This window comes from Rhodococcus sp. 06-462-5 (assembly GCF_002258315.1).
In the GTDB taxonomy this organism is placed as follows: domain Bacteria; phylum Actinomycetota; class Actinomycetes; order Mycobacteriales; family Mycobacteriaceae; genus Rhodococcoides.
The window spans coordinates 62,226-76,057 of record NZ_NOYD01000023.1; the positions used below are offsets into that span (position 1 = coordinate 62,226).

At 62.6% G+C, this 13,832-nt stretch carries 11 protein-coding genes; 2 read left to right on the forward strand and 9 right to left on the reverse strand.

What is annotated here, in order from left to right; all coding sequences use genetic code 11:
• Positions 1 to 510: 510 nt before the first annotated feature.
• The 8 genes from CH251_RS13990 to CH251_RS14030 form a co-directional block, all read right to left on the reverse strand.
• Entirely contained in the window at positions 511 to 1,662 is a 1,152-nt protein-coding gene (locus tag CH251_RS13990; protein ID WP_094613669.1) for a DUF3089 domain-containing protein, read from the reverse strand.
• 243 nt (positions 1,663 to 1,905) lie between these two features.
• A complete protein-coding gene (locus tag CH251_RS28270) occupies positions 1,906 to 2,244 on the reverse strand; it encodes a site-specific integrase (RefSeq protein ID WP_143537900.1) in 339 nt (112 codons plus the stop codon).
• A 422-nt stretch (positions 2,245 to 2,666) separates the two neighbouring features.
• Positions 2,667 to 3,773: a GGDEF domain-containing protein gene (locus CH251_RS14005; protein WP_094613672.1), complete on the reverse strand. Its 1,107-nt coding sequence runs from the start codon at positions 3,771 to 3,773 to the stop codon at positions 2,667 to 2,669.
• 1,443 nt (positions 3,774 to 5,216) lie between these two features.
• Complete coding sequence (locus CH251_RS14010; RefSeq protein WP_094613673.1) at positions 5,217 to 5,831, reverse strand: ABC transporter ATP-binding protein; 615 nt, start codon at positions 5,829 to 5,831, stop codon at positions 5,217 to 5,219.
• The gene (locus CH251_RS14015) at positions 5,828 to 6,583 is read right to left on the reverse strand and encodes an ATP-binding cassette domain-containing protein (protein WP_373454948.1); all 756 of its coding nucleotides are present in this window, start codon (positions 6,581 to 6,583) and stop codon (positions 5,828 to 5,830) included. Before CH251_RS14015 ends, CH251_RS14010 begins: the two co-directional genes overlap by 4 nt.
• The gene (locus CH251_RS14020) at positions 6,580 to 7,419 is read right to left on the reverse strand and encodes an ABC transporter permease (protein ID WP_094613675.1); all 840 of its coding nucleotides are present in this window, start codon (positions 7,417 to 7,419) and stop codon (positions 6,580 to 6,582) included. The genes CH251_RS14015 and CH251_RS14020 overlap by 4 nt, the downstream gene beginning before the upstream one ends.
• Positions 7,416 to 8,405, reverse strand: coding sequence for an ABC transporter permease (locus tag CH251_RS14025; protein ID WP_256979061.1), 990 nt, complete (start codon positions 8,403 to 8,405; stop codon positions 7,416 to 7,418). Before CH251_RS14025 ends, CH251_RS14020 begins: the two co-directional genes overlap by 4 nt.
• Positions 8,395 to 9,987: an ABC transporter substrate-binding protein gene (locus tag CH251_RS14030; RefSeq protein ID WP_256979062.1), complete on the reverse strand. Its 1,593-nt coding sequence runs from the start codon at positions 9,985 to 9,987 to the stop codon at positions 8,395 to 8,397. Before CH251_RS14030 ends, CH251_RS14025 begins: the two co-directional genes overlap by 11 nt.
• Positions 9,988 to 10,094: 107 nt before the next feature.
• Between CH251_RS14030 and CH251_RS14035 the strand changes: the two genes are divergently transcribed.
• Positions 10,095 to 10,391 (forward strand): helix-turn-helix transcriptional regulator, encoded by a 297-nt coding sequence (locus CH251_RS14035; RefSeq protein ID WP_032403715.1) that lies wholly within the window; start codon positions 10,095 to 10,097, stop codon positions 10,389 to 10,391.
• Positions 10,392 to 10,705: 314 nt separating this feature from the next.
• Here the strand turns inward: CH251_RS14035 and CH251_RS14040 are convergent, their stop codons facing one another.
• The gene (locus CH251_RS14040) at positions 10,706 to 11,824 is read right to left on the reverse strand and encodes a hypothetical protein (RefSeq protein WP_094613676.1); all 1,119 of its coding nucleotides are present in this window, start codon (positions 11,822 to 11,824) and stop codon (positions 10,706 to 10,708) included.
• Between the two features lie 621 nt (positions 11,825 to 12,445).
• On the opposite strand from CH251_RS14040, the gene CH251_RS14045 reads away from it, so the two are divergent.
• Positions 12,446 to 13,705: a hypothetical protein gene (locus CH251_RS14045; RefSeq protein ID WP_256979063.1), complete on the forward strand. Its 1,260-nt coding sequence runs from the start codon at positions 12,446 to 12,448 to the stop codon at positions 13,703 to 13,705.
• Positions 13,706 to 13,832 lie beyond the last annotated feature (127 nt).

The following is a 13,832-nucleotide window of genomic DNA, read 5'->3' on the forward strand; positions in this document are numbered from 1 at the left end:
AGACCAGGCTCGTCGCATTGGGCGGAACGCGGGGTAGGTCAGTAGCTTGACTGTGTGGCCGTACGGCAAAGGAGCCGCCGTCGCCAGGAGCGGCCCCCACCCTACGTGTCGCGATACGCACGAGCCGCCTCCACCGTAGCCGCCGACGTTGCTGCCTATCAAACGATCACAGAGTCGCGACCGTCGATGAACCAGACCAGGAACGGTCCACGTCGGACGTCGGATCCGGACCCCCGAGCCGATGTCGTCGCCCGGGCGCACGAGGTCTAGGAAATCACATGAACGCGGAGTCTGGTGTGAGCGGTGAACCCTACCGATGATTCGACTTAGGCTCCCTGATCGGATTCCGTACCGGTGGACACAATCGCGTGTGAGTGGTCCGCCCGGAGTCGGAGTTTTTTCCAGCAGGAGTCACGTAGGCCATCTTCGTTCCGAAGATCTCATGGCAACCCTCCGCAGCGAGCTTGTTCGACACCGTGAATTTGATGTCGTGGCTGTCGTCATCGGCGGTCAGCGGGCGGATTGCCAGGCAGTCGCCTGCTGACCGGCGATGCTGACGAGTCGGTCGAGACCAGCGTTCATGTCGATCAAGTGCGAATCGAGCAGCGGAACCTCGTTGAGCGGTTGAGGTACGACGAATTGCAGGTGGTACTGGTTGTAGCCGCCCGTATCGATGCAGGATCCGACGACTCGGCCTCGGCTGGTAGTCCACGTCGATTTTGACGTCGGTAGCGCTTCGGGCGCTGTGGTGTAGTTCAACAGAATCGAGATGATGCCGAACGCGAACGGCGCGCTGGGCACGGTGACGCCGACCGGACGATTGTCTCCACTGAGTTTCGCTGGGTCGGTACACGCCACTTGATAACCGGGTCCGCTCGGTAGTCCCCAACGCTGCGACCACAGATCGATATTGGCGTTGCCGAAGGTCGAGAGAGGCGGCCGGAGAGTGTTCGTGGAATACGCGACAACACAACCGAATTGCGCGCGTTCGGTGCACAACGGAATGTTCTGGAAGTCCCCGCCGGTGGTGCTGCCGCGGGCGGTTTCGACGTTTCCACCCATCAGGAACGCGCCGACGAGCTGTGTTCGTAGTGCTGCGTCTCGGTCGAAGGTCTCGCGCATCAGCTTGCGCAGCATGAACGTGCCCTGGGAATGGCCGACGAGAAGGACGCCTCGGCCGTTGTTCTCGGTGGCCATGTAGTTGTCCCAGGCGGCACGTACATCGGCGTATGCCAGATCGATCGACGGCCCGGCCGCACCCAGCAATGCGGGAGGAAGCATGAGGAGGGGAGTTTGACGGTAGATAGGTGCGAACACTCGACACTGGGTGTTGAACCGGGCGGCTTGGAAGCTCGCGATGGACGCAACTTCAGGGGTGGCATAGCCGGGTGCGTTCAATGCGACATCGTTAGTGACTGTGGGATACAGGTAGAAGCAGTCGATGGGCTTGCCCGAGTCCGGCACAGCCGCGGGGGCTGGGGTTGTCGAATTGGTACCGAGGTCGGTGGTGTCGCCGGGTAGGTCGCAAGGGTCATTCGCGATGTCGGGATTGCACAGCCATGTCGTGGTGGGTGCGGGTTGCGCGGTGGCGGTACCGGCTGCGACCAACCCTCCTGCCACCAGCACCAAGCTCAGAAGAGTGGCCTTAGCGCGTCGTCTCACAACCGTGCTCCCTGCGATCCGTAGTGACAGGTGTCACTGTTACAGAAGTTAACAGGTAGGCCGGAGCCCCTCAAATCACGGCCGTCCGCGCGACGTAGATGCCAGTCGGTTGCGGACCTATCTGGATCTTTTCTCCGTTTCCATGAGGGACGGGCATTAGGCTCCAATTCGTGGCGAAATGCGAGATGAAGTCGGTGATCACCTGCGAAACACGGTCCCGAACAACCGCCCGCAGTTCTCGTCCTACTCGTAGAGAGGGTTTGTGGCGTTCTCCAGAAACAGCCTGACGTCGGACTGATAGGCACGAATCGTTGCGTGGGAAAGGTTCCGCACCCCGCGCAGATGTGCGAAGAATTCATCGGCACCATGCGGGACCACTGCGACGGTTGGGATCCCACGAAGTCGACCATGCGGTGGATGAGTTTGATTCGCCGATCGGCAGTGCCTGCACGGAAGTTCTGGGTGAGCTGTGCACGTCTCCAACCGGCGAGCACATCCTTGAGGAACGACTCGGCGAGAACAGGACCTGGGTCGGACGGAAGGTAGATCAACCGTCCACCCACATCTCGTCGATCCACGCATCCACCTCTTCGCCTGCCTGCATATATTGCAGTCAGAGAGCAGAAACCGCAACGGATACTGACGCAAGCCCTGCTCAGGTGCATCTCGAACGCGACCGGAATGTTGCGTGCTCGAACACGCCGGAACCGTCCGCCTTGAACTTCCTATCACGTCTGCGCAGGTCAAAGTAGTTTTCGAAGACACGGATACTCGTTACAAACAGAGTGATTATTGGCAGAACATGCGAATGACGGAACTACAGCTCGACATAATCGTCTTTATAAGCGGCAACGCCACGTACAGCTCAGCTAAAGCCGTCTCCTGCTTCGAGTGCCCACGAATTGGTCAGCTCGAACCTACGGTCATGCTCGGCAGTCGGGTGCACGCGACAAGATAGTCGGCTTCGAACGTGCGATAGTCGCCGTTTGATCACCGTCGGCGGGTCAGCCGTCCGCTGAATCACGATGAGCGGAACGTTCTTTCCTGGACTTCTTTGCACGGTACATCTCGGCGTCGGCCGTTCTGAGCAAATGCAGCATTGCCTGTTCAGAGCTGCCGTCATGCCCCTCGCAAAGGGCCGAACCCACGCTCACTGATACGCCCGAGAGCATCTGAGCGCTTGACAGCGTGGTCACCAATTGTGCGACACGACGTTCGATGGTGCCCACTTCTCCTACGATCACGCAAGCGAACTCGTCGCCGCCGAGGCGGGCGACCACCCAGTCCGTCACAGTCGATGCGCGGAGCTGTTGTGCCAGATCCAGTAACACCTCGTCGCCGGTATGGTGACCGTAAGAATCGTTCACGCCTTTCATTCCGTCCACGTCGATGACCACTGCACTAATCGCGATCGGTCGGTTCGTTGATTCGGTGAGCATGATTGCCTCGACTGCAGCGAACAGGCCCCGGCGGTTCCTCAGACCGGTCAAAGGGTCCACGAGGGAATCGCGCGCTCGGGACCGAAGTTCACCGACGTACAGTATGAGCAGCAACGGTGCCGAGAACATCAGCAGCATGGTGAGCGTGTGTGCCACAACCACCCACCAGCTAGCCGCGTCGTTCATTGCTGCCCTGCCCGCGATGATGCCCAGAACGACTACCGAATAAGCCATGTGAGTCGAGCAAGCCAGCGGCGAAACAGCAATGACGGCAAACGTGCTGATCACTGCGAACAGAACCGTCCCACCAATCGCAGTCAGTAGGTCCTGTTTCAGCAGCAGGCAGACGGTGATCGTTACGTCGGCATAGACGACGAACGCGACGAGTGTCTTCGGGCTGGGCCACGCTCCCACGAACCACTGCACAGCGATTGGAAGTGTTGTGAGGCTGATCAGGACCACCACGGTGACGCCGATGCCTGAGTACTCCTCTGACGGTGCGCTCACGAATCCGATGATTCCGATGATGAGCGTCGCGACGCCCGCCAAAGACTGCGTGAGCTTGGCACGTTCGACAGCAAGTTCGTCCAGACCCGGCGGGCCGATGGAGCGATTCGACGGCTTACTGCCCGAGCGGGGTGATGCCCTGAAGTGAGCAAACGCGGCGATCATGAGAACCCCTGTTAGAGATTGCGGCCCCCGCGAACTGTACGGTTCGGATGCTAACAGAACGGGGCTTTTGAATCCGCTAAAAGCCAATTCTGGGCGAGACGGCGGTTTTTGGTTGCCCGAACGGCCGGATTCCCTGATTCTTAGGGGCGTCTTGGCTGTAGGTGCTTACCGGAGCGCCACGACACCGCTGAGGTACTCCGCCGCCGACCGCGCGGTCGACACTCGCGTGCGAGTGGAAGGCCCCGGTGTCTCGTATCGCGTGCAGCTCCGTGCCCGGTAAAGTGCTCTTACGACTTCGAGACCAAGCCGAATGCACGGAGGCGAGTGACCATCGCTGCTTCCCGTCGAACACAGGTAACCACTGACCGTGTGCCTGATCTACTCACCAGAGTCCGTGGTCCCAGGGAGCTCGACGCCATTTGGAATCGTCCTCGGTACGCCTGAGCACGAAGCTTCCTAACCGTTCTGCGATCCAATTCTGGTCGTTACCACGCGCAACGCTCCTACCGTGCTCAATATCAACGATGCCGAATCGGAAGCTGTCATGCGCCTCGTGAGGACGGCTGCGCGAGCTATCGACGAGGTTGAATAGCGCCCCGGCATCAGTGTGTGGCAGAACAACGGGGTGGATGCACATTAGGCCATTCCGCACTTCCGCATTCATGTAGCTGGGACGGTCGCCGGCGGAGGGACCGACTGGGACAAGGTCCAGGAGCTGAGCCTAGAGCAGACCGAAGCGATCGCAACGAGGCTCCGCCCTTACGTCAAAGGGACCGCTCGGTGAGGCCATGGGCGAGTCGCCGAGTGTTGTTGAAATACAACACGCATAAGTCGACTGCTGAAGTTCGTTTGTTGGTAATTCTGCATTTGCGAAGTCATCGTTTTACCGGAGTCCTCGCCAGTAGATGCCCAGAAATCAACCCAGCTTGACGGTGCGGTAACTGCTCTACCTACTCCCCATTTATCGGCGCAAGCTGCACCGACGTGCGGCAGCCTCGAGATCATAGAGTCGGGCTGACGGTGTGCGGCGCGGGCATGCTGACGCATTGTCCGATCCCGTTGTCTCGTACAGCAGACAGCAAGCGCAACGCTTGGTGTACCTTTGTCCGTGTTCGTCAACGTAGCGTGGTATTGGGAGCTGTGCGCGCATTTTCGCAACTAACTCGGTGTCGAAACAAGTCGGTACGATTCGCGGTGGATTCGTCCGGACGACGATGTACGAAAACTGTTGCAAAAAAACGAATATCGAGTCCAGTAAAATTCACGTGAATCCACTTCTAGGGATTGAAATCCGCACAGTGTCGGTTCGAGTCCGACTGTGGGCACCGGATTTGCGCGTGGAAAATGCTCAACTCGCTTTTCGGACGATTCTCGTTGGACCGCCACAGCGCACAACTGGTTCGAGGGAGCTGGTCAACTGAATCATCTCAGGTTCGATGACGGTCAGGATGCGATGTGTGCACGGAGTTCGAGGTGTTCGGGCGCGAGGGCGTCGATGACGGCCCGGTCGTGGCTGACCACAGCGAGTCCGGCTCCGTCTGCGGCGAGTGCAGTGAGCAGTCGCATCACGTCGCGGGTGGCGATCGGATCGAGCATGGACGTCGGCTCGTCGCAGAGGATGTAGATCGGCCGTTGCACGAGGATGCGCGCGAGGCATGCGCGTTGGAGTTGCCCATCGCTTACCTGGGCCGGGAATCGACGCAGCAGAGCAGTATCGAGGCCGACGCGGTCGCACACGGCCTCGACATCGATCGACTTCCGGCGAATCGCTGCAGGCTCGGCCACGATCGCGCCGAGGGACCACCGCGGATTGCACACCAGTCTCGGATGCTGGGCAAGGAGAGCGATCGACCCGCGCGAGGGCCGTGCCTGCGCATCCCACGTCACGGTGCCTGTATGTGGCTGCACCAACCCGGCCAACACCCCGAGCAGTGTCGTCTTTCCGACGCCGGACGGGCCGGTGATACCCGTGATCGCGCCGGGGGCGACTGCCACCGAGACCTGTTGTAGGGAAACAGTTCCGTTGAACGTCACGGTCACGTTCCGAGCTTCGATCATATCGTCACGCCCTCGAAGAGAGCGCGGACGTAGTCGTCGTCATGCGACAGGACTGTCGCCGGTGTGGCCTGGAGGACCGTCGTCCCCGCTCTCATCACGGCGATGGACCCACAGGTACCGGAGCGCATCATCGAGGTCAGATCGTGCGTGACGATCAGCACGGCTCGACCGTCTGCCGCGATGTCGCTCAACAGTGCCCAGACCTGTTCTGCCAGAGCTGGATCGAGTGCCGATGTCGGCTCGTCCGCAATCACCAGATCCGGTGACCCGGCGAGTGCTGCGGCGATCGCGGCGCGCTGCGCCATCCCGCCGGACAATTCGTGCGGGTACAGCCGCGCGGTCGATGGTGGGAGTGCTACCCGGTCCAATAACTCCGACAGGGTGTTTCGGCTTCCGAGGGTTCGTGCGACCTCGGCGAGCTGGGAGCCGACAGTGCGCACGGGTGTGAACGAGGTAGCGGGTGACTGCGGAATCAGCCCGATGCGGTGCCCGCGGAGTAGTCGCCAGTCGGCCTCGGTCGGCACCGCGCGTCCGGCTATGTCGAGAGTCCCGGTCGTGTGTGACCCCGGTGGCAGCAGCCCGCACAGTGCGGCCGCAACGAGGGATTTGCCGCATCCCGATTCGCCGACGAGGGCGGTGACTCGGCCGGAGTCGACGTCGAGATCGATGGAGTCGAGTGTGTGAACGAGAGTGCCTCCGCGGCTGCGTGAGTCGATGTCCACGGTGTATTCGCGAAGTCTGGCTGCGGTCACCACACCGAACCCCCGGGTGGTGTGAGTCGGCGTCGCAGCATCGACAGTCCCAGGGTGAACGCGAGTGCCGTCACCACGAGCGCCGTGGCCGGAACGGCGAGTGTCCACCATGCGCCGAGCATTACATCGCCGCGGGCCTGCCCGAGTAGCGTGCCCAGGCTCGCACGATCGGGTGACAGACCGACTCCGAGGAACGACAGCGTCGATTCGTGCCAGATGGCGTGCGGGATCAGCATCGCCAGAGCCACCAGAATCTGCCCACCTACCGACGGTGCCAGGTGTCTGCGTGCGACGAACCATCGGGACGCGCCGGCCAGGCGGGAGGTACGTACCCACCCGGAATCTGCCGTCGCCAAGACCTCGGCCCGCACTATCCGGGCGACAGAAGGCCAGTGCGTCAACGCTATCGACGCCACCACGGCAAGTGGTTCACCTCGCCACAGCGCCGCGATGACGATACCCAGCACCAGATGGGGGAGGGCGTTGACCGTATCGACCACGCGCATGACGACGGCATCGAACCACCCGCCGGCAGCCGCCGAGGCAACCCCGATGACTACTCCGAGAGCGCACGCGATCACCGCGCAGAGTACTGCGATCAACAGCGAGATCCGCAGCCCCTCTGCTGTTCTGGTGAGCATGTCGTATCCGGAGTGATCGGTGCCCAGCAGGTTCGAGGCGCTCGGCGGCAGCAGTGCGGAAGCGAAATCCGCAGTCTGCCGACCGGCGATCATCGGGATCAGCAGTGCGACGAGTGAGACCGCGAGAACCACGAACCACGGCGAATCCGGGATATATCGACGCCGATAGTCGAGCTCATCGTCTCGGGCGGTCATGCAGCGATCCGCACTCGTGGGTCGATCGCGGCGGTCGCTGCGTCGGACAAAGCCGATCCCAGCAGAACGGCGAGGGCCGCGGCGGTCGTGGTCGCCGCCATCAATGAGAAGTCCAGTGCCGCAGCCGATTGCACCAGCGCCTCGGCCATCCCTGGCCACCCGAACACGGTCTCGACAATCGCGGCACCCGCGATCAGCTCGGGTAGCCGGGTGCCGAGCAGCGCCAGAGTCGGAGCCACCGAACTCGGCAGCACGTGCCCACGCAACAGCGCCCACCCGTAGATCCCGCGTGCCCGTGCGGCGCGCACCGCATCGGAGTCGGCCGAGTCGACTACCGCAGCCCGCATGGACAGAAGCAGCCACGGGATCTGCGACATGGTGAGTGCGATGAGCGGGAGCACGGCATGCGCGGCGATCCCCGCGGCGGAGTACGTGGTGCCCGGTGCCCGTGCGCCGGAGGTGGGAAACCACCGGAAGGTCACTGCGAACACCGAGACCAGAACCAGCGATACGACGAACGGCGGCACGGCCGCGAAAGTCGTGGACAGGACCGAGCATGCCCGATCGAGCATTCCGCCGCGGCGCATACCGGCCGACGATCCCACTACGACGGCGGCCACGGTGGCCAGAATCAGGGCGAGAGCAGACAGTCCGAGAGTGAACGGCAGACGCTCGGTAAGAACTGTGGAGACTGGGAGGGACTGGGTCGAGGACCATCCGAGGTCGCCGTGCAGTAGGTCGGTCAGCCAGGTCCACCATGCGGTGTACCACGGTCTCTCCGTTCCGTAAGCATCTCGAAGTTGCTGCCGCTGAGACAGAGTCGCACTCTGGTAGCTGTCACCGAGGTAGGCCGCGAGCGGGTCGAGAGGCGATACCGACGCGAGTGCGAACATGGCCGCCGAGACCGCGACGACCGTCGGGATCGCGATACCAGCACGGACGGCGAGGATTCGGCCCGCTGTTCTTGCCCGATTCCTACTGCGCACGAGTCCACGCCGCCAGGTGCCACCACGGACCCCACGAGACACCGTGCGAGTGCGGTTCGAGAATGGGAGGGCTCTGGTTCCAGCCGAGATCGCGATACGCGTATGCGTGGTCGAGGAACGTGAGGAACACCGAGGACGGCTGCTCCACGTAGAGCTGCTGGATCAGCCGGTATCGAGCGTCGTTCTCGGGTCCGGACGCGGAATCGCGTGCCTGCTGCAGTGCATCGTCGAGACCCGGCGCGGTGAAGTTGCCGGGGTTGGCATAGGGCGAGGAGTCGTCGACGCGGGTGTGCAGGGTGTCGAACACCTGCGAGTCGATGCTGTACGGGGTGTCGCCGCCGCCGAGCAGCACTGCCGAGTCGCCGAGGCGGGTCTCGATCTCGTCCCACCCGGTTCCTCGGGGCCGGACATCGATGCCGACGGGTTGCATGGCGGCGGCGAAGGCCACCGCCAGATCCCTCCGCACAGAATCCTGAGCGTTGTAGAGAAGCTCGAACGACGCTGTGGCGCCGTTTTTCTGGCGTATACCGCCTGCGCCGACGCGCCACCCGGCGGCATCGAGGGTGGACTCGGCGGCGGAAAGGTCGAACGGGAACACTGCTGTCGGCTCGTAGGCGTCGCCGTAGACATCGGCCACCGGTGTGCTCGCGGGGCGACCGTACCCACCGAGAACGTCGTCGACCATGCCCCTTCGATCGACGGCGAGATTCATCGCGATCCGGGCTTGGAGGTCGGACGTGAACGCATTGCCCGCCGGAAGCGAGACCCCGCGCCAATCAGCAGATTTCACGCCGACCGTCTTCACGTCGTCGTTTCCGTCGAGCGCAGCGACGGCAGTCGGAGGCAGTGACGTGCCGGAGACCTCGCCCGTGGCGACGCGCTGCACTCGGGTGTTGTCGTCCGGGGTGTAGGTGATCACCAGTCGCGTCACCTGGGGAGCCTCGCCCCAGTAGTCCTCACGTGCGGTGAACACGGCCTGATCTGCGCGCAGGCTGTCCAACATGTACGGCCCGGTTCCGACCGGCTCGGTGTTCAGTACCCAGTCGGCTGCGGGTGCCTGCTCGACCCGCTCCGACGGAGCGATGCCGAGCAGGAGGTACGGCGACGGGTCTGCGTCGGTGGTCATCGTTATCACCACGGCATCCGATCCATCGGCGACGACATCGACGATCGGATCGAAATCCGTCGAGATCTCGGATGCGACACTGGGATTCTTCACGGCCTCGTAGGTGGCCACTACATCCGCGGAGTCGAAGTCGGTGCCGTCCGAGAATGCGACGTCCGCACGCAACGTCACTCGCCACTGCCGGGGTGCAATATTCGTCGGGACCGAGTCGGCCAGGGACGGAACGAGATCGGGAAGTGCGGAGTCGGAAACGGCGTCGGGGCGGAGCAACCCCTCGTAGACCGGGGAGACGCCGAGTGCGCCGTAGCCGGACACGGGACTGAACCCGCCGAGTTCCTGGCTGTCGGCCAGCACGATCGCCCCACCGGAGCCCTCGTCGGACGGCGACGCGCATCCCGCGGCGGCGAGGGCGAGGGCAACGGCTGGACCCAGAATGCGGTGGATGGACGGTGTCACGGACTGCTCCCGGGTTCATGCTCGATCAAAATATGTGTCCAGGCAGACATATATTGTGTGCCGTAGCGTAGCAGCAGCATTGAAGAACCAGCAGCGCGGGAGAATCGATGACCGATAGCGACGACATCGAGGAATGGTCGACACGCTTTGCCGTCCTGTCCGATCCGACACGGCTGCGCCTGGTCAGCTACATGCACGAGAAATCCGGTGCCAGTGTCGCCGAACTCGCTGCCGCCGTGGGCATCACCGAGAACGCGGCGTCGCAATCGCTCCGCGCCCTCAGGGCCCGAGGGTGGGTCGAGACTACGAAGTCGGGCCGGACGGTGCACTACCGGGTAGTCGCCGACGCGATCGTGCACCGGATCCTGCACGACATCATGGGCGCGGAACACCGCCACGACTGACACCCTCGACGAGCGGCATTGTTCGAGAGGTGCATCGGTCCACTGTCGTAGGTCGAATCATCGACGACAGTGGTGGTGTCACAGTCGCGCTGCGTTGGTTTCCGACGGCCCTCTCTGTGAGATTCGTCGGATCGCAAGAGGGAATCCGGTGTGAATCCGTATCAAAACTGGCCGTATCGAATCCGTGCTCGATCAGCCAGAGCACCCTCTCGAGCTGCGCATTGATCACCAGGTGCGCCGCTGACGTCGCGGTCTGGTCCAGCGCCAGAGCCCTCAGCTACATCACCAAAACATTCGTTCCGGTGCTGACCGCGTCAGCGAGGCCTTTCTGCGGTCCACCTCGGGTGCTCCCCGTCGGTGGCGCACACCCACACCTGAGCTTCATCGCCGTCGGCGGCTGCGGTGTCGGTGAGCCAATAGGTCTCGTCGGGTGCCCATCCCGCGATGACACTCGCTCTGGCGTCGTCCACGGTGATGGCCGTCCCGGCTGCAGCAAGGTAGCCGCAGACGGTGAGGTGAATTCCGTCGTAGTGCTCAGCCACCCGTGGCCAGTCGGGAATGACCCATCGGCCGACCCGCCCGGTGGTGGAGTACCAGTCGTGCCGCTTCTGCGCGGTCACCTCGACGGGGAACTCCCTGCACAGCTGCGCCCACGCCTGCGCGCCGTCGATCTCGTACACGCGAACACCACCGGGAACAGGCATGCGCCGCGAGACCGCCCGCTTCCACCCCATGTCGTCCTCGACGAACCACAGCCCCGCCGGGGTGCCATCGAACAACGAGCGAGTCGAACCCCGTGTCGGAGGCACCGACCACCACTCACCGGAAAAGGCCGCGGCCGGGTCGGCCGGGCGGTCGCTCGCTGCTCGCACTTCTTCTTTCGCCGTGCGAGCACCGTAGTCGCGCAATGTCTCCGCGGTCGTCGGTGTGGCCGCAGGGCCATCCGGGACCTGAGTGTCCGCATCGTCCCACCCCACGATCCACTGATCAGCCGCAGCCAGACCCGCCGACCACCACTGTGCGTGCGGCGTCGAGGCAACGTGGTCAGCGATCCGCTCCAGCTCACCCCGCACCGGTGCGGTGGCCGCGAGAACGTCCTCACCGCTCGGTGGCTGCCAGTACCTCGCGTTATCGACCGCTGCAGCAAGGACCGAGCGCAGCACGGCTGCTGTCACGTCCGTGAGCGGCACCCGAGACAAGCGATCCGCCACATCCTCTGCTGTCACCACGGTCCGCCGTGCTTCTTCGGCGCCGGGTCCGAACATCACCACTGAGGCACCTTGGTCGACGTCGAGGCGGTACGACGCCAGGAAGACCGCAGAGCGGAACGTGTCCTTTGCTTCGACGGCCGAATCCTCCTCCGCGAGCAGCGCATACTCGAGGAGCAACCGACGACCACGCGGGCCTGCAAGGAACCAGTCGACCGCACTCATTCGTCCACCCTCTCAGACAGACCGTCAGCAAGCCACCGAATAGCAACGTCGCGCGCTCACCCCAACGGCATCTGGGCGGCATCAGAACCCGTGGCATCGATCCGGCGTCGAGACGCGAGTAGCATGAAACGTGTTGTACTGCAGCATCATGCAGCGTCTACTGGATAAGTCCTTTATCGCTTTTGGACTTATTCTCTTGAACGGATCGCTCCTGGTCACGCCACTTGAGCCTGTATATCGCCGGACCCGAAAATCGGCGCAATAAACGGACGCCACATCGCGTCCCTGCCCCCTGCCTAACGGACCACGATGCCAGCATCACAGCGCGGTAGGAACCACGCATGGACGGCCGCGGCACACGCCGCTCGAAATCGACCCGACAACCACCATGTGCACTCGTCCGCCTGACGAAATGATTGCGTCTGCACGCGAGATGTCGGAGCAACGGTGTATCTGTATGCCATGAGTCTAACGGTGCCAGATGACGTTCCGCGCTTCCGCTACATGCGATACGTTCGACCTCCAGCAAAGGCATTTGGGCAACAGGATGCGGGCCCACTGTTCCCGATCCAGCCAGCCACCCGCAAGATGCGAGTGGGCATCGATGTCTAGGAGTTACAGGTGCCGACTGCAGAACTCTTGCGGGTTGTCGGTCGCGACGAAGAGGTGGAGCCGATTCTGCTGGTCCAAAACGACGAGGCCGAACCGGCAGAGTGGCTTCGCGTCCTCGGCGCGAACGAGTGGTATCAATTCACATTCACGACCGTCGAGGACACCCCTAAGTTCGCCGACGCATCCACTGTCGGCATCTCCGGCTACCGGGCCGGCGAACGCTGGCTGTGGACATCAGGGAGCTTCTTTAGCATCTACGCGCAGCTCGACGAAGCGGCGCGTAAGGCATACACACCCGACGATGGATTGACTCTTGCTGATCGGCACAGGGCTGCGGCGATGGCAGCGGCAGCGGGCGCGGTTGGAGTAGACGTAATCGTGACGACTGCCCCGAGCGCGCTGCGCGACGACGTGGCCGACAACGACTCGGTCATCAGTGTTACGCCCGTTCAGCTGTTACCCCTGATCGGCCATTACCTCCGGACTACGGGAAATCACGTTCTGGAATCAGCGACAGGCGGGTTGCAGGGGGGAGGGACGTTTGTCCGGAAGTTCAACGCCACCTCCGTCGCTGATCTGTACCTCGCCGGAATCGACGCCTCAGTTCCTCACCTCACCGCGATACGCCTGATGGCGATGGTGGATGGCGATCGCGAGCTCGTGAAGTCAATGGCCGCTATCGCACTCCGTCTCAGCCGAGCAGCGCGAGCAGTCGACACTCTGCTCGGCGCGCTTAGCAACGGCAGCTCATCCACGATGCAGCGATCGGACACTGCTGAGACCACCGCGGAGGCTTTCGACCGAATATTGCTGTATCTCTGTGCTGCGATGGATAGATTCGCTCGTGTGACTCAGACATTGTTTGATACGAGCCTCGCCGCCGACAAGCAGCGTGGTTCACTCACCTCAACGGTGGAATTGCGTTCGATCATCGACAAGTTTGAACCGACCGACACCGCCGAACTCGTAGCCCTCGGGGCGTACGCGAGGGGCATCGGCCAGCTGCGGAACCGTATTCATACGCCGCCGACCTTGCGACATTGGCGACAACGCTGTTCAAAGAATCGCTTCGCTACCTCGAGGAGTTCTCGCACTTTCTCATCCGCAACAAAACACTGGCTACGATCACGACAGCGCAGCACCCCATGCTGGGCTGTTGGGCAGATGATCCGCGGCCGATGCCAGGCCCGACTCCGAATGAGGATCTGTATCGAGAAATGCTGGGGTGGGCAGACTTCGGCTAGGTCGAGACCACAGATTCCAATGTAATTGTGTTTCCGACAACCACTTTCGGCCCCTACTGGATAAGTCCTTTATCACTTTGACGTTTATTTTCGAGACCGCATCACCGCAGGTCAGGTATCTGCAACATGAGAGGCTGCGGAACCCCTCGGAT